The sequence below is a fragment of the Pseudomonas sp. LD120 genome (assembly GCF_009861525.1).
Classification (GTDB): Bacteria; Pseudomonadota; Gammaproteobacteria; order Pseudomonadales; family Pseudomonadaceae; genus Aquipseudomonas.
The window spans coordinates 2,282,525-2,303,330 of sequence record NZ_WVHL01000005.1; the positions used below are offsets into that span (position 1 = coordinate 2,282,525).

Annotated in this window: 18 protein-coding genes; 8 read left to right on the forward strand and 10 right to left on the reverse strand. The window is 61.9% G+C overall.

Annotated features, from left to right (window positions below):
* Window positions 1–48: 48 nt before the first annotated feature.
* Together PLD_RS24765 and PLD_RS24770 are read left to right on the forward strand one after the other, a co-directional pair.
* On the forward strand, window positions 49–1,143 hold the full coding sequence (locus PLD_RS24765) for a methyl-accepting chemotaxis protein (RefSeq protein ID WP_371929103.1): 1,095 nt from the start codon (window positions 49–51) through the stop codon (window positions 1,141–1,143).
* Between the two features lie 18 nt (window positions 1,144–1,161).
* Entirely contained in the window at window positions 1,162–2,880 is a 1,719-nt protein-coding gene (locus PLD_RS24770) for a bifunctional diguanylate cyclase/phosphodiesterase (RefSeq protein ID WP_159897347.1), read from the forward strand.
* On the opposite strand, the gene PLD_RS24775 is transcribed toward PLD_RS24770, so the two are convergent.
* Window positions 2,853–3,623 carry an ABC transporter substrate-binding protein gene (locus tag PLD_RS24775; RefSeq protein WP_159897348.1) on the reverse strand — a complete coding sequence of 257 codons (771 nt, stop codon included), beginning with the start codon at window positions 3,621–3,623 and terminating at the stop codon, window positions 2,853–2,855. The genes PLD_RS24770 and PLD_RS24775 overlap by 28 nt on opposite strands.
* A 129-nt stretch (window positions 3,624–3,752) precedes the next feature.
* On the opposite strand from PLD_RS24775, the gene dnaX reads away from it, so the two are divergent.
* From dnaX to PLD_RS24800, 5 genes are all read left to right on the forward strand, one after another.
* Window positions 3,753–5,858 carry a DNA polymerase III subunit gamma/tau gene (dnaX, locus tag PLD_RS24780; protein ID WP_159897349.1) on the forward strand — a complete coding sequence of 702 codons (2,106 nt, stop codon included), beginning with the start codon at window positions 3,753–3,755 and terminating at the stop codon, window positions 5,856–5,858.
* A 66-nt stretch (window positions 5,859–5,924) separates the two neighbouring features.
* Entirely contained in the window at window positions 5,925–6,263 is a 339-nt protein-coding gene (locus PLD_RS24785) for a YbaB/EbfC family nucleoid-associated protein (RefSeq protein WP_159897350.1), read from the forward strand.
* A gap of 196 nt (window positions 6,264–6,459) precedes the next feature.
* On the forward strand, window positions 6,460–7,503 hold the full coding sequence (locus PLD_RS24790) for an NADP-dependent oxidoreductase (RefSeq protein ID WP_159897351.1): 1,044 nt from the start codon (window positions 6,460–6,462) through the stop codon (window positions 7,501–7,503).
* Window positions 7,504–7,560: 57 nt separating this feature from the next.
* Window positions 7,561–8,163: a recombination mediator RecR gene (recR, locus tag PLD_RS24795; RefSeq protein WP_159897352.1), complete on the forward strand. Its 603-nt coding sequence runs from the start codon at window positions 7,561–7,563 to the stop codon at window positions 8,161–8,163.
* Between the two features lie 108 nt (window positions 8,164–8,271).
* Window positions 8,272–9,420: an acyl-CoA dehydrogenase family protein gene (locus PLD_RS24800; RefSeq protein WP_159897353.1), complete on the forward strand. Its 1,149-nt coding sequence runs from the start codon at window positions 8,272–8,274 to the stop codon at window positions 9,418–9,420.
* A gap of 143 nt (window positions 9,421–9,563) precedes the next feature.
* On the opposite strand, the gene PLD_RS24805 is transcribed toward PLD_RS24800, so the two are convergent.
* On the reverse strand, window positions 9,564–10,112 hold the full coding sequence (locus PLD_RS24805) for an adenine phosphoribosyltransferase (protein ID WP_159897354.1): 549 nt from the start codon (window positions 10,110–10,112) through the stop codon (window positions 9,564–9,566).
* A gap of 82 nt (window positions 10,113–10,194) precedes the next feature.
* Window positions 10,195–10,929, reverse strand: a complete 735-nt coding sequence (fnrA, locus tag PLD_RS24810) for a Crp/Fnr family transcriptional regulator FnrA (protein ID WP_011060230.1) — start codon at window positions 10,927–10,929, stop codon at window positions 10,195–10,197.
* 153 nt (window positions 10,930–11,082) lie between these two features.
* Here fnrA and PLD_RS24815 point away from each other — a divergent pair, with 153 nt between their 5' ends.
* Window positions 11,083–11,562: a hypothetical protein gene (locus PLD_RS24815; protein WP_159897355.1), complete on the forward strand. Its 480-nt coding sequence runs from the start codon at window positions 11,083–11,085 to the stop codon at window positions 11,560–11,562.
* Here the strand turns inward: PLD_RS24815 and hemN are convergent.
* The 7 genes from hemN to ccoG form a co-directional block, all read right to left on the reverse strand.
* Window positions 11,559–12,941, reverse strand: coding sequence for an oxygen-independent coproporphyrinogen III oxidase (gene hemN / locus PLD_RS24820; protein WP_159897356.1), 1,383 nt, complete (start codon window positions 12,939–12,941; stop codon window positions 11,559–11,561). The genes PLD_RS24815 and hemN overlap by 4 nt on opposite strands.
* Before the next feature lie 176 nt (window positions 12,942–13,117).
* Window positions 13,118–14,977, reverse strand: coding sequence for a calcium-binding protein (locus PLD_RS24825; RefSeq protein ID WP_159897357.1), 1,860 nt, complete (start codon window positions 14,975–14,977; stop codon window positions 13,118–13,120).
* Between the two features lie 187 nt (window positions 14,978–15,164).
* Window positions 15,165–15,848: a sulfite exporter TauE/SafE family protein gene (locus PLD_RS24830; protein ID WP_159897358.1), complete on the reverse strand. Its 684-nt coding sequence runs from the start codon at window positions 15,846–15,848 to the stop codon at window positions 15,165–15,167.
* The gene (gene ccoS, locus PLD_RS24835) at window positions 15,841–16,071 is read right to left on the reverse strand and encodes a cbb3-type cytochrome oxidase assembly protein CcoS (RefSeq protein ID WP_159897359.1); all 231 of its coding nucleotides are present in this window, start codon (window positions 16,069–16,071) and stop codon (window positions 15,841–15,843) included. The genes PLD_RS24830 and ccoS overlap by 8 nt, the downstream gene beginning before the upstream one ends.
* Before the next feature lie 21 nt (window positions 16,072–16,092).
* A complete protein-coding gene (locus PLD_RS24840; RefSeq protein ID WP_159897360.1) occupies window positions 16,093–18,543 on the reverse strand; it encodes a heavy metal translocating P-type ATPase in 2,451 nt (816 codons plus the stop codon).
* 100 nt (window positions 18,544–18,643) lie between these two features.
* Window positions 18,644–19,177, reverse strand: coding sequence for a FixH family protein (locus tag PLD_RS24845; RefSeq protein WP_159897361.1), 534 nt, complete (start codon window positions 19,175–19,177; stop codon window positions 18,644–18,646).
* Between the two features lie 11 nt (window positions 19,178–19,188).
* Complete coding sequence (gene ccoG / locus PLD_RS24850) at window positions 19,189–20,604, reverse strand: cytochrome c oxidase accessory protein CcoG (protein WP_159897362.1); 1,416 nt, start codon at window positions 20,602–20,604, stop codon at window positions 19,189–19,191.
* Between the last annotated feature and the right edge of the window lie 202 nt (window positions 20,605–20,806).

Consider the following 20,806-nt stretch of genomic DNA (forward strand, 5'->3'; position numbering starts at 1 on the left):
ATGAGGCGGCGCGTTGCACTTGGGGCGCGGCCATTGCTGCTGCCCGTCTTGGTGGCGCTGGGGTGTCTGGCGGCGTTTGCCTGGCTGCCAACACCGTTGGCTCAGGGACTGACGCTTGCGGGGTTTGTCAGCGTCGGGTGGCTCGGACAACGTCACTTGGGGCAGCAGCTCAAGCAGATTGTCGGCAGTACCCCGAACACCTTTGCCGATCCTATCTGTGCCTTGGCCTATAGCGAAGCGTTGGGCCCGGCGGCGCAGTTGCAGATGATTTTGATCAGTGAGGAGGCCCGGCTGAAAACGGCCTTGACCCGTCTCAGTGATCTGGCTCGGCAAATGGCCACGGCAGCGACTGATTCTTGCCAGTTGTCCAGCCGCACCGAATCAGCGTTGCGCGAGCAGCGAGCCGAGACTGACATGACCGCCACCGCCATGACCCAGATGGCGGCGTCAATCACTGAGGTGGCCGAGCATGTGCAGCACACCGCCAGTGAGGCCCACACCGCGAACCTCCTGGCGCAGCAGGGCAGTCAGGTCGCGGGCACGTCGCGTGATGCCATTCAATTGCTGGCCCGCACCGTCAGTCAGATCAACCAGGCGGTGGGCGACCTGGCCGGTCAGACCCAGGACATCATGGTGGCGGCGAGCATGATCCAGGCGATCGCCGATCAGACCAACCTGCTGGCCCTGAACGCCGCCATCGAGGCTGCCCGCGCCGGTGAGCAGGGCCGTGGATTTGCCGTGGTGGCCGATGAGGTGCGAGCCCTGGCAGGCAAGACTCGCGAGTCGACCCAGCAGATCCAGGGCATCATTCAGAACTTGCGGGCCGGCGCCGAAGGGGCAGTACAAATCGCCAACCTTGGCATCGAAGAGGCTGAGCAGGGTGTGCAACAGGTTGTGCAGGCGCAGCAGGCCCTGCAGGGCATCAGTGCGGCAGTGGAGCGCATCACAGACATGAGCCAGCAAATGGCTGCAGCCTCCCAGGAGCAGTCCCATGTAGCTGAATCGGTTTCCGAACAAATCAACAGTGTCGCCGCCACCGTGCAACGCACTGCTGAGAATGCCAGCGCTGGAGTGGTTCGCGGCGCCGAGTTGGAAAACATCTCTTCCGGGCTGCGTGCCCTGGTCGAGCGGTTCAACCGCTAGCGACGGTGAGTTCGACTCATGGATGAGAAATACCGCAGGGCCGTGGATGCCGCCGCCATCTTCTCCGAGACAGATCTGAGCGGATCCATCACCTATGTCAATGACCTGTTCTGTCAGGTGTCGGGTTATAGCCGCGAGGAACTGATCGGTGCCAACCACCGTATGCTCAGTTCCGGGCTGCACCCGCCAGGTTTCTTCAGTGACTTGTGGCAGACCATCACCCAGGGCCGGGTATGGAAGGGGGAAATCTGTAACCGTGCCAAGGACGGCAGCTTGTACTGGGTCGACAGCACCATGGTGCCCTTGATGGACCCGCTTACCGGGAAGGTGATGCGTTATGTGTCGATCCGTTTCGATGTCAGTGAGAAGCGCCAACTGCTGCACTCGCTGCAGTGGCGGGTCGGGCATGACGTGCTGACCGGCCTGCCCAATCGGGCCTTCCTCTCCGAGTTGCTGCATCAGGCCCTGGATTTCTCCCGGCAGGAAGACATTCCGCTGGCGGTGTGCATGCTCGATCTGGACGGTTTCAAGGCGGTCAACGATGGCTACGGGCATGCGTGCGGCGATCTGCTGCTGGTCGAGGTGGCTGCGCGCTTGCGTTCGATCATTCGTGGCGAGGATGTGGTGGCGCGACTGGGCGGTGACGAGTTCGTGCTGATCCTGCGTTATGTGCGCGATATGTTGGAGTTGCGCGCGGCATTGCAGCGGGTGTTGGTCGCCATTTCCCAGCCTTACTCAATTCAGGGCAAGGACATCAACGTCTTTGCCAGCATTGGCGTGACCCTGTTTCCCACCGACAACCATGACGCCGACACGTTGTTGCGCCATGCCGATCAAGCGATGTACGTGGCCAAGCAAAGCGGACGCAATCGTTTTCATTTGTTCGACGTGCTGCGTGACCGTGAAGTGATGGTCACCTATCAGACCGTGGAACAGGTGCGCCAGGCGCTTGAGGGCGGTCAGTTGCACTTGTACTTCCAACCCAAGATCAATATGCGCAGCGGCGCGGTCGTGGGGCTGGAGGCGATGTTGCGTTGGCAGCATCCGCAACGCGGGATGCTTGGCGCCCAGGAGTTTCTGCCCCAGGTGGAAGAGACTGACCTGATCGTCGATATCGGTGAGTGGGTCATGGATCAGGTGATGAGCCAACTGCAGCGCTGGCAAGCCTCGGGCTATGGCTGGCCGGTGAGTCTGAATGTCGCTGCTCGGCATTTTCAGCGGGCGGATTTTGTTGAGCGTCTCAAGGACATGCTGGATCGCTATGCGGATGTTTCACCGGCGTTGCTGGATCTGGAGATTGTCGAGTCGGTGGCCAGCGACAATATCCAGCGGGTCAGCGATTGTCTCGACGCCTGCCAGGGGTTCGGTGTGCAGTTTTCTCTGGGGGATTTTGGCACTGGGCATTCATCGCTCAGTTACCTCAAGCGCCTGCGCACCCAGACCATCAAGATTGACCGGCTGTTCGTTCGCGACATGCTTCATGATCAGGGCGATCAGGCGCTGATCCAGGCGCTGGTAGGGTTGGCCCGGGCATTCGGTCGTCAAGTCGTGGCAGAGGGATTGGAGAGCCTGGCCCATGGTGAGCGGCTGATGGCCCTGGGGTGCGAGGTGGCTCAGGGCGATTTCATTGCCGCGCCGATGCCGGCCGATGCGGTGCTGGAGTGGGTGCGCGGTTTTCAACCGTCGCTGGCGTGGCGTGGCGTGGCGATTCAGGGCGAGGCGGTCTCCGAGGCTTGAGTACGCGGCTGTGGGCCGATGTAGCGTTGGACGATGGCATCGATTTCGCCGGACATCTTCATGCGCAGCAAGGTACGTAGAATACGCTGTGCCGGTACCACCGGGTCGTTACGCACATAGCAGCCCACGGCCTGCTCTTGCACCACGGCGACGCTGTACAGCGGGTTGTCGGGCGCCTGGGTCTTGTTGAACCAATCCAGGGTCCACTGGCTGGCGATGGCGTAGCGGTATCGTCCGGCCACCAGTTTTTGCAGCACTTGTGCCTCGTTGCGGGCGTTGTCGCGAATCAGTTGGTGGGCGTCGAACAGCGGTTGCAAAGACGTGTAGGTGTAGCTCAGGACCGTACCGATGGGTTGTCGCGACAGTTCCCCCAGGTTGACCGCAGCGGGAACCTGGTGGGCACTTACCAACAGGTTGCGTTGGGTGAACAGCGGCAGGCTCCACAGAAAGTCACCGGACTGGTTCGGCAGCCACGACTGCGCGACGTAGCAGCGTACATCGACTTCGCCTTGAGTCATGGCGTTCTGCACCCGGGCTCGCGCCAGCACGTGGAACTCCGCCCGCCTGTCCATGTGCCGGGCCAGGCTGTTCATGGTGTCGTAAAGGATGCCAGTGGTGGGCTGGTTATCAACGATCTCAATGGTTGGCATGGCCCAGCTGTCGGCGATGACAAAACGCAAGGGTGGCTCGGCGGCCTCCAGGTTGGCGCTAAGTAGAAGCAGGACGCCCCAGATCAAACGCATAGGCTCTCCACGGTCGGGCATTGCTCTGCAATAGTCAGCTTAGACAGATTAGACGCGCGCGCCGGATGCAATTTCGCCCTTGCTCCGCTAGCATTACCGGCTTCCGCTTTCCAGTTGCGACGGTTTTCGATGAGTTATCAGGTTCTTGCACGTAAATGGCGTCCGCGCTCGTTCCGCGAAATGGTCGGCCAGACCCATGTGCTCAAGGCTCTGATCAATGCCTTGGACAGCCAGCGGCTGCACCATGCCTATCTTTTCACGGGCACTCGCGGAGTGGGCAAGACCACTATCGCGCGGATCATTGCCAAATGCCTGAATTGTGAAACAGGTATCACGTCTACGCCCTGTGGCACCTGTTCGGTGTGCTGCGAGATCGATGAGGGGCGCTTCGTCGACCTGATCGAGATCGACGCCGCGAGCCGGACCAAGGTCGAGGACACCCGTGAACTGCTGGATAACGTGCAATACGCGCCGAGCCGCGGGCGCTTCAAGGTCTATTTGATCGACGAAGTGCACATGCTCTCCAGTCACTCGTTCAACGCCTTGCTCAAAACCCTCGAAGAGCCGCCACCCTACGTCAAGTTCATCCTGGCGACCACCGATCCGCAGAAACTGCCAGCGACCATCTTGTCCCGCTGCCTGCAGTTCTCCCTGAAAAACATGACCCCCGAGCGGGTGGTCGAGCACTTGAGTCACGTCCTGGGCGTGGAGAACGTGCCGTTCGAGGACGATGCGCTGTGGCTGTTGGGCCGCGCCGCCGACGGCTCGATGCGTGACGCGATGAGTCTGACCGACCAGGCCATCGCCTTCGGCGAAGGCAAGGTCATGGCCGCCGATGTGCGGGCCATGCTCGGTACCCTCGATCACGGCCAGGTCTACGACGTGCTCCATGCGCTGATCGACGGCGACGCCAAGGCGCTGCTGGAGGCGGTACGTCATCTGGCGGAGCAAGGCCCGGATTGGAACGGCGTGCTCTCGGAAATTCTCAACGTGCTGCACCGGGTAGCGATTGCCCAGGCGCTGCCGGAAGGGGTCGACAACGGTCATGGCGATCGCGATCGGGTGCTATCCCTGGCCCAGGCGCTGCCGGCCGAAGACGTACAGTTCTATTACCAGATGGGCCTGATTGGCCGGCGCGACCTGCCGCTGGCGCCGGACCCGCGCGGGGGCTTTGAAATGGTCCTGCTGCGGATGCTGGCGTTCCGCCCCGCGGACACCGCGGACGCACCGAGACAGCCGCTAAAGCCAGTGGGGATCAGCCAGGCCACAGTTGATTCCGCCCAAGCCGTGGCGGCACCAGCGCCTGCTGTGCCTGTGCCTGTGCCTGTGGCGCCCGTTGCCAGCGCGCCGGTCGCAGCCCCCGCAGCCCCGGTTCCAGACCCAGCCCCGGTGGTCGCTCCGGTACCTGTCACGCCGCCGGTCGCCGAAACCCTTGTTGCCGAGCCCGAGCCTGAGCCGGTGATCACCGAAGAGGTGGTCGACCTGCCGTGGAACGATCCGGCAGGGCCTTCGGTGGAACAGCAGCCGGCTGCGGAGCCGGTGCTGGAAGTGACGGCCGAACAGCCCGAACTGACGCCGATGCCCGCGCCTGCGCCGGACAGCGTGGTGCCGGATGCGCCGGAGTGGGTCAGTGCGCCGGTGCTCGAGCCGAGCGTGGCCGAGGTTGAGGCCGCCACCCCGGGGATCGATCTGGATGACGAGCCGCCCCTGGACGAGGACTATATCGAGCCGGACATGGACTCGGCCTACAGCTACCTCGACGAACTGGCCAGTGAGCACGCCGCTGAACCGCCCCCGGAACCCGAACCAGAGCCCGCCGCCAAGCCGGCCACCGGCTTGGCGCTTGAGTGGCTGGAACTGTTTCCGAAGCTGCCGATTTCCGGCATGACCGGTAGCATCGCCGCCAACTGCACCTTGATGGCCGTGGACGGCGACAATTGGCTGCTGCACTTGGATCCGGCCCATAGCGCCCTGTTCAACGCCACTCAGCAGCGTCGCCTCAACGATGCGCTGAACCAGTACCATGGCCGCACCCTGACCCTGGCCATTGAACTGATCAAGCCCGAGCAGGAAACCCCGGCCCAGGCCGCTTCCCGGCGCCGTGCCGATCGTCAGCGCGAGGCGGAAGAGTCGATCCACGGCGATCCGTTCATCCAGCAGATGGTCCAGACGTTCGGTGCCGTGGTGCGCCACGATACTATTGAACCCGTCGAGGCCCTGGCTAGCCAGGGTTGATCACTTAAAGGGCGCCGGGCCGTGGGCCGGGCGCTGTTTCCATCCCCGTACTTTGAGGTAATTCCCATGATGAAAGGTGGCATGGCCGGCCTGATGAAGCAGGCGCAGCAGATGCAGGAAAAGATGGCCAAGATGCAGGAAGAACTGGCCAACGCTGAAGTCACCGGCAAGGCTGGCGGCGACATGGTCACCGTGGTCATGACCGGTCGTCACGACATCAAGCGCGTGAGCATCGATCCGAGCCTGCTGGAAGGCGTCAGCGACGATGATCGCGAAGTGCTGGAAGACCTGTTTGCCGCAGCGGTGAACGACGCCGTACGCAAGATCGAGTCCAACAGCCAGGAAAAAATGTCCGGCATGACCGCTGGCATGCAACTGCCTCCGGGCATGAAGCTGCCGTTCTGATTCGCCATCGCGTCTCGGATGGACCCTAAAAATGCCAGGCCTTGAGCCTGGCATTTTTTTTGGCTCGGCGGTGCTGGGGCGCTCAGAGTGCCGGCAGGGGCTCTTTCGCGCGCGCCAGAAACATCGAACGCCGCTGCGCGTCTATGGTCTGCACCCTGTACGGTCCTATTCAACTTTCCATAAAGGGGTGCCTGTGATGCCGCAAACAATGACCCTTAATCAGCGCGTGGTGCTGGTTTCGCGTCCCCAGGGCGCGCCGGTTCCGGAAAACTTCCGCCTGGAGCGGGTGGCCTTGCCGGAGCTGGCCGATGGCCAAGTCCTGCTGAAGACCTTCTATCTGTCCCTGGACCCCTACATGCGTGGTCGCATGAGCGATGCGCCGTCCTATGCCGCACCGGTGGAGATCGGCGAGGTCATGACCGGTGGCGCGGTCAGCCGGGTTGAGCGCTCGCTGAACCCGAAGTTCCAGGCCGGCGATCTGGTGCTGGGTGCCACGGGCTGGCAGAGCCACAGCATCAGTGATGGCCGCAACCTGATGCCCGTGCCGTCTGGTTTGCCTAGCCCTTCCATGGCCCTGGGGGTGCTGGGCATGCCCGGAATGACTGCCTATATGGGGCTGATGGAGATCGGCCAGCCTAAGGCCGGGGAAACCCTGGTGGTGGCCGCGGCGTCTGGTGCGGTGGGCTCTGTGGTGGGGCAGGTGGCCAAGCTCAAGGGGCTGCGGGTGGTGGGCGTTGCCGGTGGTGCCGAGAAGTGCCGCTATGTGGTCGAGGAACTGGGTTTCGATGCCTGCATCGATCACAAGGGGGATGACTTTAGCGATGAGTTGGCCCAGGCCTGCTTCAATGGGGTGGACATCTATTTTGAGAACGTTGGCGGCAAGGTGTTCGATGCCGTGTTGCCCTTGCTCAATCCCCGGGCGCGCATTCCCCTGTGCGGACTGATCGCTCAATACAACGCTCAGGAACTGCGACCAGGGCCGGACCGTCTGCCGCTGTTGCAACGCACGCTGCTGACCAAACGGGTCCGCATCCAGGGGTTCATCGTCTTTGACGACTATGGTGATCGCCATCCGGAGTTCATCAAGGCGATGGCGCCTTGGGTGCTCGAAGGCAAGGTCAAGTTCAAAGAGGATGTGGTCGAAGGCCTGGAGCAGGCGCCCGACGCCTTCATCGGTCTGCTGGAAGGGCGTAACTTCGGCAAGTTGGTGGTCAAGGTGGCTCAGGACGCGAGCATTTGACGCTGTCCCGAGGCGCGGGTATAAACCGCGTCTCGTCGTTTTGTCGGACCTTTGCCCATGAGCTTCAGCCCCCTGATTCGCCAACTGATCGATGCCCTGCGCACCTTGCCGGGCGTGGGCCAGAAAACCGCCCAGCGCATGGCCCTGCAACTGCTTGAGCGTGATCGCAGCGGTGGCGTGCGCCTGGCCCAGGCGCTGAGCCAGGCCATGGAAGGGGTGGGCCATTGCCGTCAATGCCGGACCCTGACCGAGGATGAGTTGTGCCCGCAGTGCGCCGATCCGCGCCGTGACGACACGTTGCTGTGCGTGGTGGAGGGCCCGATGGACGTTTACGCCGTGGAGCAGACCGGTTATCGCGGTCGTTACTTTGTGCTCAAAGGGCATCTGTCGCCCCTGGACGGGCTGGGCCCGGAAGCCATCGGTATTCCACAACTGCTGACGCGGATCGAAGAGCAAGGCAGCTTCACCGAAGTCATCCTGGCCACCAATCCCACGGTGGAAGGCGAGGCTACCGCCCACTACATCGCCCAGCTACTGACCAACAAAGGCCTGATCACCTCACGGATCGCCCATGGCGTGCCGTTGGGAGGCGAGTTGGAGCTGGTGGACGGTGGCACCCTGGCGCACTCTTTTGCCGGGCGCAAACCCATAACCCTGTAGGGCCGGTTTCCGGGAGCCGGCATGCCGGCTGGCAAGGATCAAACGGATCGCCTTGAAAACCAAGCAAGCGCTTGGTAAGTTTCCTCGACCCTTCAGAGGAGCTTGCCGATGTCTGCCTGCCAGGAATACTTCGATCCCAGCCACCAGTTGGTTCGCGACAGCGTGCGACGTTTCGTCGAGCGTGAAATTCTTCCCGAGGTCGATCAGTGGGAGGAGGCGGGCAGTTTTCCTCGCGAGCTGTACCTCAAGGCCGGCGCCGCGGGCATTCTCGGTATCGGTTATCCCGAAGTCTTGGGCGGTAGCCACGCAGGCGATCTGTTCGCCAAGATTGCCGCCAGTGAAGAGTTGATGCGCAGTGGCTCTGGCGGTTTGGTGGCGGGGCTGGGGTCGCTGGATATTGGTTTGCCGCCGATCATCAAATGGGCCCGTCCCGAAGTGCGCGACCTGATAGCGCCGCAAGTGCTGTCCGGGAAAAAGATTTGCGCGCTGGCTGTCACCGAGCCCAGCGGCGGCTCGGATGTGGCCAATCTGCAGACCCGCGCCGTGCGCGATGGCGATCACTATCGGGTCACTGGCAGCAAGACCTTCATCACCAGCGGCGTGCGCGCGGATTTCTATAGCGTGGCGGTACGCACCGGCGAGCCCGGTTATGGGGGAATCAGCCTGCTCATGATCGAAAAGGGCACCCCTGGCTTCAGCGTTGGGAGGCAGTTGAAAAAGATGGGGTGGTGGGCTTCGGACACCGCCGAGCTGTTTTTTGAGGATTGTCGGGTGCCGGTGGCTAACCTGGTGGGGGCCGAAAACATGGGGTTTGCCTGCATCATGGGCAACTTCCAGAGCGAGCGCCTGGCGTTGGCGGTGATGGCCAACATGACGGCGCAAATGGCCCTGGAGGAAAGCCTTAAGTGGGCCCGCGAGCGCGAAGCCTTTGGCAGACCCATCGCCAAGTTTCAGGTGCTCAAGCACCGCCTGGCGGAGATGGCTACCGCGCTGGAAGTGTCCCGGGAGTTCACCTACCGCCAGGCGGCGAAGATGGCGGCCGGCAAAAGCGTGATCAAGGAAATCTCCATGGCCAAGAACTTCGCGACCGACACCGCCGACCGGATTACCAACGATGCCGTGCAGATCCTCGGCGGCATGGGCTATATGCGTGAAAGCCTGGTGGAGCGCCTGTACCGCGACAATCGCATCCTTTCTATCGGTGGTGGTACCCGCGAGGTGATGAACGAAATCATCAGTAAGCAGATGGGGCTCTAGTCCGGCTCTGTCCATCTGGAAACGGCTTGTTGCCGGGCTTCACCAATGAGTTGGGCGCATCCATGGCGGCGCTGTGTCTGGCGCGGGTGGTGAGATGGGCGACCCGCCGCTCCCGGCCATTGGCGGGGGCGGCGGGCATTGGCTTAGCGTTCGCTCAGTGAGAACTGCGTCAGGCAGAACGTCGGGATGCCCATGTCTTCCAGCTTCTGCGAGCCGCCCAGCTCCGGCAGATCGATGATGGCAGCGGCTTCGTAGATCTTCGCTCCCATGCGCCGTACCAGATTGGCTGCGGCAATCAGGGTGCCGCCGGTGGCAATCAGGTCATCGAACATCAGTACCGAGTCACCTTCACACAAGCTATCGGCGTGCACTTCAAGGAAGGCTTGGCCGTACTCGGTCTGGTAGCTCTCGGCGAGAACGTCGGCCGGCAGTTTGCCCTGTTTGCGGAACAGGATCAGCGGCTTGTTCAGTTGGTAGGCGATGATCGAACCGATCAGGAAACCACGGGCGTCCATGGCGCCGATGTGGCTGAAATCCTCTTCGACATAACGCTGGGCGAAGCTGTCGGCCACCAGGCGCAGGGCCCGGGGAGACTGGAACAGGGGGGTAATGTCGCGAAAAATCACCCCCGGTTTGGGGAAGTCGATGACAGGGCGGATCAGGGATTTGATGTCGAAGGAGTCGAAGGCCATCTTCAGGTGTCCTGGCGGGCAATTTAGGCCGCGCCAGTATACCTGCGACCGAGCCTATTGGCTCAGTCACAAGTGCCGTGGATCAGCCTTCTACCGAGCCACCGGCCAAGGCGCAGAGCTGGATCGGATCGAGGATGTGCACCTCCTTGCCTTCGGCGGCAATCAGTTCATTCTGCTGGAACCGAGTGAACACCCGCGACACGGTTTCAACCGCCAGACCCAGGTAGTTGCCAATTTCGTTGCGCGACATGCTCAGGCGGAACTGGTTGGCCGAAAAACCACGGGCGCGGAAGCGGGCCGACAAGTTGACCAGGAAGGTGGCAATGCGCTCATCGGCGGTTTTTTTCGACAGCAACAGCATCATTTGTTGATCGTCACGGATCTCGCGGCTCATGACACGCATCAATTGGCGGCGCAATTGCGGCAGTTGCAAGGCCAATTCGTCGAGACGCTCGAAGGGAATCTCACACACCGAAGTGGTTTCCAGCGCCTGGGCGGAAACCGGGTGACTTTCGGTGTCCATGCCGGACAGCCCGACCAACTCGCTGGGCAGGTGGAAGCCGGTGATCTGTTCCTCGCCGCTGTCGCTGAGGCTGAAGGTTTTCAGCGCGCCTGAACGCACGGCATAAACCGAGTCGAAACCGTCACCCTGACGGAACAGGAATTCGCCTTTTTTCAATGGGCGGCCACGTTTGACGATCTCGTCCAGCGCGTCCATGTCTTCCAAATTCAAGGAAAGTGGCAGGCATAGAGGTGCCAGGCTGCAATCCTTGCAATGGGCCTGGTTATGAGCGCGCAGTTTAACTGGCTCGGACATTCTAGAATCCTTGTGGGAAAGCACACATAAGCCGTAAGGGTAACTCACGGGAGGAGGTTCCGGCCAGTCCGTGCCGCATTGACTTTGAGTCGTTAAGCAATCCTTTTTTAGGTCGATAAGCTGTTACTGAGAGTAACTTGGAGTGCCGAGAAAATGTCATCCGTTGGCGGTATTACTAATGGCAGCAACAACTTGCAGTCAATCTCAGAGCCTGCAAAAAGCGCCGATGACGATGAACTAAGGGTGAAACCATTAGTTGCAAAAACAACGCTTGAGGAGGGCGTCAAAGTGTCGCTGTCCGGGGCGGGTCTGAAGCAATCCGCCGCCGCCAAGGGGCGTGACACTGATATCGAGGACAGCGGCCTGCCCGAAAATATTCAGCGAATCCTCAAAATGATCAGACAGTTGCAACGACAGATTGTCGAAATCATGGCCCAGTTGCAGGCGGTCAAGGCTGACAAGCATCTAACCCCCGAAGCCGCTAGAATCCGGATCGGCAGCCTGCAATCAACGCTGGCCACGCTCAACGGGGGCTTGCTGACCGCCAATGCGTCCCTGGCCAAGACAATGAAAGAGACCGGTTTGAGCTCCGAGCAAGTCTTGAAGGTCGCCACACTGGCCATGCAGTCTTAGATCACTCGGGAAAAACGTTGGCGGTTTTGCTGGCCCAAGTACGCATCGAAGATCATGCACACCGAGCGCACTAGCAAGCGTCCCGCAGGCAAGACGCTGATCGATTCGCTGCTTAGTTCGATCAAACCATCGTCGGCCATTCCCTCCAGTTCCGGCCATAGTTCATTGAAGTAGCCGCGAAAGTCGATATTGAACGTGTGCTCTATTTCTTCGAACTTAAGACTAAAGTTGCAGATCAGTTGTTGAATAACTTCACGGCGCAGACGATCGTCGGCGTTGCACACTAAGCCACGACTCGTGGCCAGTTGTGCGCCGGCTAGAGCATTTTGATAGTGCGTCAGGTCGCTGCTGTTTTGGCAATAAAGATCACCGATCTGACTGATGGCGGAAACACCCAGTCCAATCAAGTCGCAATGACCGTGAGTGGTGTAACCCTGAAAGTTGCGTTGCAGGGTCGATTCTTCTTGCGCAATCGCCAGTTCGTCGTCGGGCAGGGCGAAATGATCCATGCCGATGTAGCGATAACCGGCGGCGGTCAGTTGCTCGATGGTACGTTGCAGCATCTGCAGTTTTTCTGCCGGTGCCGGCAGTTCATTGCTATTGATTCGCCGTTGCGGCATGAAGCGCTCGGGCAGATGGGCGTAGTTGAACACCGACAGCCGATCCGGTTGCAGGCTGATGACTTCTTCCACGGTGCGGGCAAAGTTGTCCGGAGTTTGCTTGGGCAGTCCGTAGATCAGGTCGATGTTGATGGAGCGAAACTGCAGGGTGCGAGCGGCCTCGATCACTGCTCGGGTTTCTTCCAGACTTTGCAGGCGATTGACTGCTCGTTGCACCGCAGGGTCCAGGTCCTGAAGGCCGATACTGACCCGGTTGAAGCCCAGCTCTCGCAGCAGGCCCATGGTCGACCAGTCCGCTTCCCGGGGGTCGATCTCGATGCCATAGTCGCCGGAGTCATCGTCGAGCAGATTGAAGTGCTTGCGCAGCAAGGCCATCAGTTGGCGCAGTTCATCGTGGTTGAGAAAGGTCGGTGTGCCGCCGCCGAAGTGCAGTTGCTCGACCCGCTGGTTGGGTGCCAGGTGGCAGGCAATCAGTTGCATTTCTTGCTCTAGGCGCTGCAGGTAAGGCAAGGCGCGGCTGCGATCCTTGGTGATCACTTTGTTGCAGGCGCAGTAGTAGCAGATGTTGGCGCAGAACGGGATGTGCACGTACAGCGACAGCGGGCGCTGGGCCTTGCGGCTGTCGCGTAGGGCGTGCAGCAGATCGAAGGCGCCGACTTGACTGCTGAATTGCACCGCGGTCGGGTATGAGGTGTAGCGTGGTCCCGCCAGGTCGTAACGGCGGATCAGATCTGTGTCCCAACGAATGGCGTCGAGCATGCGGGAATTCCCCCGGATAGGCTGGCAGTGTTCGCGAGTCTAGGGGCTTCAGGCCGGGGCCATCTTGACTTGTATCAAGGGTGTTCGGGAGCTGCCGGAGCAGCCCTGGCCGTGGGCTTGAGCTGTCACAACCGCCAAGTTGACCGCCGCCCGAAGGCGGCGGTCGGCTGTCGGGCTCAGCCGATGAGGATCATGTCGCTGTTGAGTTGCGAGGCATTGAAGCCCACCAGGGTCACGCTGTTGTCTCCCAGGCGGATCAAGGCGTCATTGCCTTGTTGGGTCGTCGCGTGGAGCACGGCCTCCGTGGAGCCAAACAGCTCGCGGGAGAATAGGAGTCGGTCATGACCGTTCTGATGAAGGTTGAAGTCGCTGATCCGGTCATGGCCGAAATTTCCCTGATCGAACACGAACAGGTCGCTGCCCACACCGCCACTGAGCAGGTCGTTGCCGCTACCACCAATCAGTACATCATTGCCGGACCCGCCATACAGCTCATCGTTGCCGCTGCCGCCGTGCAGCACGTCATGACCGGCGCCGCCATGCAGCAGGTCGTTGCCGGCGCCTCCATCGATGCGATCGTCGCCATCGAGGCCGAAGATCAGGTCACGGTCATTGCCGCCTGTCAGCAGATCGTTGCCGCTGCCGCCCTCTATCGCCTTGCTGTAGGACTTGTCGGAGCCCCACAGTCCTTCGTACACCAGTTTGCTAGCGGTGACGGTGTAGGCCGGCGTCAGCATTTCACCCAGGCCGCTGAACAGTCCGCCGATTCCCGGCAGTTGGCCGAGGGCGTTGCCCAGGCCACTTTCAAACTCAATGTGTTCGACTCCGTGCAATTCCTTGAGGCCGTAGCGCCCGCTGCTGTCGTTAAGAAACAGGCTGCCGTCCTTAAGGCGGATGGCTTCATAGGTGTTCGCCGTACCCTTGAGAAACACCTTGTCATCACCGTCGCCGCCGGCCACCACGTCAGTGCCGGTGCTCAGACGGAAGCTGTCGTTGCCGGCAAAGCCATCGAGAAAGTCGTCGCCACGGCCATCCTGCAGCTTATCGGCGCTGGTACTACCCAGCAGAAAGGCTGGCTTGCCGTAATGGTCAGAGGTCGCGCTCCACTTGTCGCTGACCCAGGTTAAGGCGCGACTCAGAGGGTCGAGGTTGCTGATGATCACGGTACTGTCGCGCTCGATGTAGTCATAGAAGCTGGATTGGGCGATGCGTTCGATCGGGTTAGTGAACAGGCCGCCGATGTGCGCCGACCAGTTGCTCAGATTGGCGATGGAGAATGGGCCGTTGGGCCAGGTCGGCAAGGCGTAGATGCTGTCGAAGAGAATCACGTTGTCGGTGCTAGAGTGGTAGTTGGCGTCGCTGCCCTTGAGGGCGTCGAGGATGGCCAGGCCCAGATCGGTCTCGCCGCCGACGATGCGATGCACCACGTCGTTTTCAAAGCCGAAGTTGAAAATCCCGTCACCGTCGTTGATCTTGGGCGACTCCATGCCGAAGTAGTCCGCATCCTTGAAGAAGCCGTCGGCGAGGCTGTCCTTGTTCAGGTACATGTTGTTGACCACGCCGCCGCCCAGGCTGTAGCCGGTGACCAGCACGTCCTTGCCGCTCAGGCCTTTGGCTCCGGCGTAGTCCTTGATCGCCTCCAGCAGGTAATCGAAGGTACGGATGTAGGAGTTGTCGATCATCGCCGGATAGAACAGCACGTCGCTCAGGGAGTTGGTCCCGGCGATAGAGAAGGCCACCTTGAGCAGTTGTCCCTGATCATCGTACTGGCCGAAGACTCTGGCCTGGGCGCCGAGGGTGTGCTCGCCCTTGAAGCTGCCGGTGATGTCGACGTGGCTGGTGTCGAGGTTCAGGTCACGGGCATTGAGTTCCTTCCAGCCGGTGGGCGGCTTGAAGTTATGGTTGCCATCAAGCAGCAGGCCGGGGATCTCGAACAACTTGCCCGCGGTGGCGGTTCCGCTGGTATAGACCGCCAGGGTCCAGGCGTCAGAGATCAGTTGGCGGGCGTCTTGCCCTTTGTAGTCGAACATGGACATGTGCATTGCTCCTTGGCTCCCCGAGGGCGCATGGCGCGCGTCGGGCAGGCTTGCATCAATGAAGTGCGGTTCAATGAGCGGGGAGGAAGGGCGGGAGCCAATGGAATGCAGGTTCAGAAGGCGCTGGCCATTCCTCGTTCAGCGCGATTGGAGGCGCCAGGGGAGCGTAGTCCATGGCTGGCCTGGATCAATGCCCCATCAGCCAGTGTTGGTGTGGACCGGGTAGGGTCCAGATGCCGAAGAGGATGACCAGCAGGCCGCCGGCCAGGCGTACGCTGCGCCGCCGCAGCAGTGCGGTGATTCGCTCCGCCGCCAGGCCGGTGGCCAGTAGGACCGGCCAGGTGCCTAGGCCGAATGCCAGCATTAACAGGGCGCTGTCCAGGGCGTTGCCCTGGCTTGCCGACCACAGCAGGGTGCTGTACACCAGGCCGCAGGGCAGCCAGCCCCAAAGAGCCCCAAGGAGCAGCGCGCGAGGCAGGCTGGAGACCGGCAGCAGGCGGTTGGCCACGGGCTGGATATGTCGCCACAGGCCCCGGCCCAGGCCTTCGATGCGGGTCAGGCCGCTCCACCAGCCGGCCAGGTACAGGCCCATGGCAATCAGCAACGCCCCCGCCAGTACTCGCATGAACAGCGCCACCGGGCTGCTGGCCACGGCCCAGCCAGCCAGGCCAACCAGCAGGCCGGCCAGGGCGTAGCTGAGGATGCGCCCCAGGTTGTACGCCAGCAGCAGGCGAAAGCGTCGGCTGCGTTGCGCCTGGGGAATGGCCAGGGTCAGGGCGCCCATCAGGCCGCCACACATCCCCAGGCAGTGGCCGCCGCCCAAGAGTCCGAGGATCACTGCCGATACCAGCAGCGGCGCCAGCTCAAGCATGAGGCGGTTCCTGTTTTTTGGGCGGCCCTGCTTCATCCATCTGGGCCCCCTTGGCTTCGTCTACGGCCGCAGTGTGGCTGGGGTCCTGGTCGTCGAACAGGATGCTGTGGGCCGGGCCGTCGAGGTCGTCGTACTGACCGCTGTCGACGGCCCAGAAGAAGATGTAGATGGCGATGGCCACGATCAGCAGGGCGGCCGGAATCATCACATAAAGAGCAGGCATCTGGACTCCATGCCCGGCGGCTCAAGCCGGCAGCGGGCGGGTTTCGGGGGCTGTGGCGCTGTCGGCCAGCCCCGGCATGCGGGTCAGGCGTAGCGCGTTGAGCACCACGGTCAGCGAACTGATGGACATGCCGACCGCGGCCCACACCGGAGTGATCCAGCCGAGGGCGGCGAACGGCAACATCAGGCCATTGTACAGCCCGGCCCAGAGCAGGTTCTCGATGATGACCCGGCGAGTTCGGCGGGCCAGGCTGAAAGCCTGCACCAGAGCGTCCAGGCGGTTGGACAAGAGCACCGCGTCGGCGCTGGTTTTCGCCAGGTCAGTGGCCGAACCCATGGCCACGCTGATGTCGGCCGCGGCCAGTACCGGCACATCATTGACGCCGTCACCGAGCATCAGCACTTTGCGGCCCTGTTGATGCAGGTGTTGCAGCACCTGCAGTTTGTCATCCGGGCGCAGGCCACCACGGGCTTCGTCGATTTGCAGTTCGGCGGCGACGCTGGCGACCATCGGCGAGCTGTCGCCCGAGAGCAGTAGGGTATGCCAGCCTCGTGCCTTACACGCCGCCAGCAGGGCAGGAGCGTCACTGCGCAGGCGATCGTCAAGCACCAGCCAGGCGAGCGCACCCTGAGTGTCGCCGAGCAGCAGCCATTGGCCGGCCTCGTCGGGCATGGCGGGCACCGGGCAACCGCTGAGTTCGCAGACAAACGCCGGCTGGCCGATGCGCAGGCGTTGCGTGCCCACCTGGCCTTCCAGGCCCAGCCCCGGGCTGCTGGTGACGTCCTCGGCGGCTACAGGGGCGCGGCCGAAGGCCTTGGCAATAGGGTGCTCGGAACGATTTTCCAGCGCGGCGGCCAGGCTCAGGCATTGATCGTTGGACAGCGGTCCCAAGGGGCGGATGGCGCGCAGTGCCAGGCGTCCTTCGGTGAGGGTGCCGGTCTTGTCGAAAATTACTGTGTCGATCTGATTCAGGCCTTCCAGCACATGACCGCGAGTCAGCAGTAGGCCGAGTTTGTGCAGGGTCCCGGTGGCGGCGGTCAGGGCGGTTGGGGTGGCCAGGGACAGTGCGCAAGGGCAGGTGGCGACCAGCATGGCCAGGACGATCCAGAAGGCGCGGGAGGCGTCCAACTGCCACCACAGTAGGCCGATGGCGGCAGCGGCAATCAGTGAGAACAGCAGAAACCACTGGGCCGCACGGTCGGCCACTTCGGCCAGTCGAGGCTTCTCCGCCTGGGCCCTGTCCAGCAGGCGCACGATGGCGGACAGGCGGGTGTCCTGGCCCAAGGCCTGGACTTCCACCGTCAACGCGCCTTCAACGTTCAGGGTGCCGGCGGTGACACTGTCCCCCAGGCTGCGGGGTTGCGGCAGGTATTCGCCGGTGAGCAGGGATTCATCGATGCTCGACTGGCCATCGAGGATCTTGCCGTCGGCCGGCAGCACGGCACCGGGGTGGACCAGCACCCGGTCGCCCAGGCGCAATTCGGTGAGTAGGATACGTTCGCTCTGGCCGTCGTCGCCCAAGCGCAAGCAGGAGGCAGGCAGCAGGTTGACCAGTTGTGCGGTGGCCGCTGCGGTGCGCTCCCGAGCCCGGCGTTCCAGGTAGCGGCCGGCGAGAAGGAACAGAGCGAACATGCCCACCGCGTCGAAATACAGTTCGCCGACGCCGCTGATGGACGTCCATATTCCCGCCAGATAGGCCCCGCCGATGGCCAGCGACACCGAGACGTCCATGGTCAGATGGCGGGTGCGCAGGTCACGCATGGCACCTTTGAAGAACGGGGCGCAACTGTAGAAGACGATCGGGGTGGTGAGGAACAGCGCGACCCAGCGCAGAATGGTGTGCAGTTCCGGGCTCAGGTCGATGTTGAATTCCGGCCAGGTGGCCATGGTTGCCATCATGGCCTGGAACCACAGCAGCCCGGCGACCCCCAGCTGGCGCAGAGCCAGGCGGTTCTCGCTGGCTAGTTGCTCGGAGGCACGGTCCGGCTGGTAAGGGTGGGCCGCATAGCCGATGTGCCGCAGCTCACTGAGAACCTGGCTCAAGGGCAACTGGCTGTCGGCCCAGCGCACATGCAGTCGGTGGTTGGACAGGTTGAGTCGGGCTTCGGCCACCGCCGGCAGGCTGCGCAGGTGCTTTTCGATCAGCCAGCCGCAGGCCGCGCAACTGATGCCCTCCATCAGCAACGTGGCTTCCGCCAGATCGCCTTCGTGGCGCACGAACGGTTTTTGCACATCGGCGCGGTCGTACAGCGCCAATTCGTCCAGCAGTTGCACGGGCAAGGCGTCGGGGTTGGCTGAGGCTTCACTGCGATGGCTGTAGTAGTGCTCCAGGCCGCCCGCGACGATCGCCTCGGCCACCGCCTGGCAACCGGGGCAGCAAAACTCGCGGGATTCGCCGAGCACGACGGCGGTGAACCGGCTTCCGGCGGGAACCGGCAGGGCGCAGTGGTAGCAAGGCAGTGGCGTGGTCATCGGCGATCTTTGTGGTCGGGGAAAAACTCATCGCCGGCCAGTTGCCTGCAACCCGAGTGAGGGGAAAGGCGGCGGGCCGGTGATGGACGACAGGTGTTGATCAGTTCAGGTCTTCCGCCCCTTGCAGCGGCTCATCACCCAGCAGCAGGTCCTTGTCGTGGCTGACTTGTTCTTCTTCGAACATACGCCAGGTCTTGTCGCCTTCGACGCCCAGCAGTTCGACGAAGCGCCGGCCTTCGACTTGATCGGTCAGTTGGCCGATGTAGCGGCCGTGCTCGCTTTCGCTACGGGCCAGGGTGATCTTGCGGTCCTTCTCTGGCTGGGTTGGCGAGATCAGGTTCAGTTCCAGGGTCTTGGGCTGGCTATTGCCGCTCAGGCGCAGCTCCACTTCCCCGGTCAGTTCGTCGAGGTGCATGCTGGCACGCATTTTCAGGGTCTGGGCCAGCAGTTCTCGGTCCAGGGAGCGGTTGATGCCCTTGCCGGCCTCGTAGTAGTTGTCGTTGACCAAGTTGTCCGGATTGTTCACGGCGATGGTCACCATGGACAGGGTCAGGGTCACCGAGCAAGCGAGGATGCCGATGATGATCCAGGGCCAGAGGTGCTTGTACCAAGGACTTGCGGTGGCGGTGGGCATGGTCACTTCTCTTAACGAATTTGTGGGCCGATGAATCGGCTCTTGGCTTCAACGTGGACGCTGTCATCGTCGGCATCCTTGAGGATGAATTTCACCTCGTTGGTGGTCGATGGCAGTTGTTCCGGAGCAATCGACAGTTCCACTGGCATGCTGACGATATCGCCGGCGACCACGTGGATTTCGCGTTTGCCCTGCAGTTTCAGATCCGGCAGGCCGGCTGCGTCAAGCACATAGGTGTGATCGCGCTGATCCTTGTTCATGATCTTCAGGCTGTAGACGTTCTCGATCCGCCCTTCGGCGTTTTCGCGGTACAGCACGCGGTCCTTGCTGACGTCGAAACCCACCAGCGAGCGCATGAAGAATGCGGTCACCAGCAGACTGATCATGGTCAGCAGCACCAGGGCGTAACCGATCAGACGCGGACGCAGTTTATGGGTTTTCTGTCCGGAGAGGTTGTGTTCGGTGGTGTAGCTGATGAGGCCGCGGGGGTACTCCATCTTGTCCATGATGTTGTCGCAGGCGTCGATGCACGCGGCGCAACCGATGCACTCGATCTGCAGGCCGTCGCGGATGTCGATGCCGGTGGGGCAAACCTGGACGCACATGGTGCAGTCGATACAGTCCCCCAGGCCCATGGCCTTGTAGTCGGCGCCTTTCTTGCGCGGGCCACGGCTTTCGCCACGGCGCGGATCGTAGGAGACGATCAGGGTGTCCTTGTCGAACATAACGCTCTGGAAACGCGCGTAAGGGCACATGTAGATGCACACCTGTTCGCGCAGCCAGCCGGCGTTGCCATAGGTGGCCAGGGTGAAGAAACCAACCCAGAAATACGACCAGCCATCGGCTTGGCCGGTGAAGAAGTCGATGACCAGTTCGCGGATCGGCGAGAAGTAGCCGACGAAGGTCATGCCGGTGACGAAACCGATCAGCAGCCAGAGGCTGTGCTTGCTCAGCTTGCGCAGGAGCTTGTTGGCGCTCATGGGGGCCTTGTCCAGCTTGATCCGCTGGTTACGGTCGCCCTCGGTGACTTTCTCGCACCACATGAAGATCCAGGTCCAGACACTCTGCGGACAGGTGTAGCCGCACCAGATACGTCCGGCATAGACGGTGATAAAGAACAGGCCGAAGGCGGCAATGATCAGCAGGCCCGAGAGCAGGATGAAGTCCTGGGGCCAGAAGGTGGCGCCAAAAATGAAGAACTTGCGCTCCGGCAGGTTCCACCAGACGGCCTGGTGGCCCCCCCAGTTGAGCCAGACAGTACCGAAGTAGAGCAGGAACAGACCGGCGCCGCCGAGCATGCGCAGGTTGCGGAACAGGCCAGTGAAGGCGCGGGTGTAGATTTTTTCCCTGGAGGCGTAGAGGTCAACGCTGTTATTCGCGTTTTTGGTGGGCGGGGTAACGTTTTGTACGGGAATTTGGTTGCTCATCATTGCATCCCACGGCAGTGGAAAAGTGCCTCGGTCAGTGCATGCCGACCGGGGTCAAAGGGGTGTTGCAGTGGCGCAATGATACGCCTCTAGCTCTAGCGCAAGGGTGCGACCTTTGGTCGCGTTGGGAGAAATCAACTGATGGTGTAATGACTTGAATCAATTGACTTGCGGAGTATGGACCCTTTTGCGCGGTGCGCCG

What these genes read in the sequence shown, in the direction of transcription:
- ccoG (WP_159897362.1), bottom strand. Translation starts at nt 20,604, where the DNA reads ATGAGCAACCAAATTCCCGTACAAAACGTTACCCCGCCCACCAAAAAC.
- PLD_RS24825 (WP_159897357.1), bottom strand. Translation starts at nt 14,977, where the DNA reads ATGTCCATGTTCGACTACAAAGGGCAAGACGCCCGCCAACTGATCTCT.
- PLD_RS24775 (WP_159897348.1), bottom strand. Translation starts at nt 3,623, where the DNA reads ATGCGTTTGATCTGGGGCGTCCTGCTTCTACTTAGCGCCAACCTGGAG.
- PLD_RS24830 (WP_159897358.1), bottom strand. Translation starts at nt 15,848, where the DNA reads ATGCTTGAGCTGGCGCCGCTGCTGGTATCGGCAGTGATCCTCGGACTC.
- recR (WP_159897352.1), top strand. Translation starts at nt 7,561, where the DNA reads ATGAGCTTCAGCCCCCTGATTCGCCAACTGATCGATGCCCTGCGCACC.
- dnaX (WP_159897349.1), top strand. Translation starts at nt 3,753, where the DNA reads ATGAGTTATCAGGTTCTTGCACGTAAATGGCGTCCGCGCTCGTTCCGC.
- ccoS (WP_159897359.1), bottom strand. Translation starts at nt 16,071, where the DNA reads ATGCCTGCTCTTTATGTGATGATTCCGGCCGCCCTGCTGATCGTGGCC.
- PLD_RS24790 (WP_159897351.1), top strand. Translation starts at nt 6,460, where the DNA reads ATGCCGCAAACAATGACCCTTAATCAGCGCGTGGTGCTGGTTTCGCGT.
- PLD_RS24800 (WP_159897353.1), top strand. Translation starts at nt 8,272, where the DNA reads ATGTCTGCCTGCCAGGAATACTTCGATCCCAGCCACCAGTTGGTTCGC.
- PLD_RS24845 (WP_159897361.1), bottom strand. Translation starts at nt 19,177, where the DNA reads ATGCCCACCGCCACCGCAAGTCCTTGGTACAAGCACCTCTGGCCCTGG.
- fnrA (WP_011060230.1), bottom strand. Translation starts at nt 10,929, where the DNA reads ATGTCCGAGCCAGTTAAACTGCGCGCTCATAACCAGGCCCATTGCAAG.
- PLD_RS24815 (WP_159897355.1), top strand. Translation starts at nt 11,083, where the DNA reads ATGTCATCCGTTGGCGGTATTACTAATGGCAGCAACAACTTGCAGTCA.
- PLD_RS24805 (WP_159897354.1), bottom strand. Translation starts at nt 10,112, where the DNA reads ATGGCCTTCGACTCCTTCGACATCAAATCCCTGATCCGCCCTGTCATC.
- PLD_RS24785 (WP_159897350.1), top strand. Translation starts at nt 5,925, where the DNA reads ATGATGAAAGGTGGCATGGCCGGCCTGATGAAGCAGGCGCAGCAGATG.
- PLD_RS24770 (WP_159897347.1), top strand. Translation starts at nt 1,162, where the DNA reads ATGGATGAGAAATACCGCAGGGCCGTGGATGCCGCCGCCATCTTCTCC.
- hemN (WP_159897356.1), bottom strand. Translation starts at nt 12,941, where the DNA reads ATGCTCGACGCCATTCGTTGGGACACAGATCTGATCCGCCGTTACGAC.
- PLD_RS24840 (WP_159897360.1), bottom strand. Translation starts at nt 18,543, where the DNA reads ATGACCACGCCACTGCCTTGCTACCACTGCGCCCTGCCGGTTCCCGCC.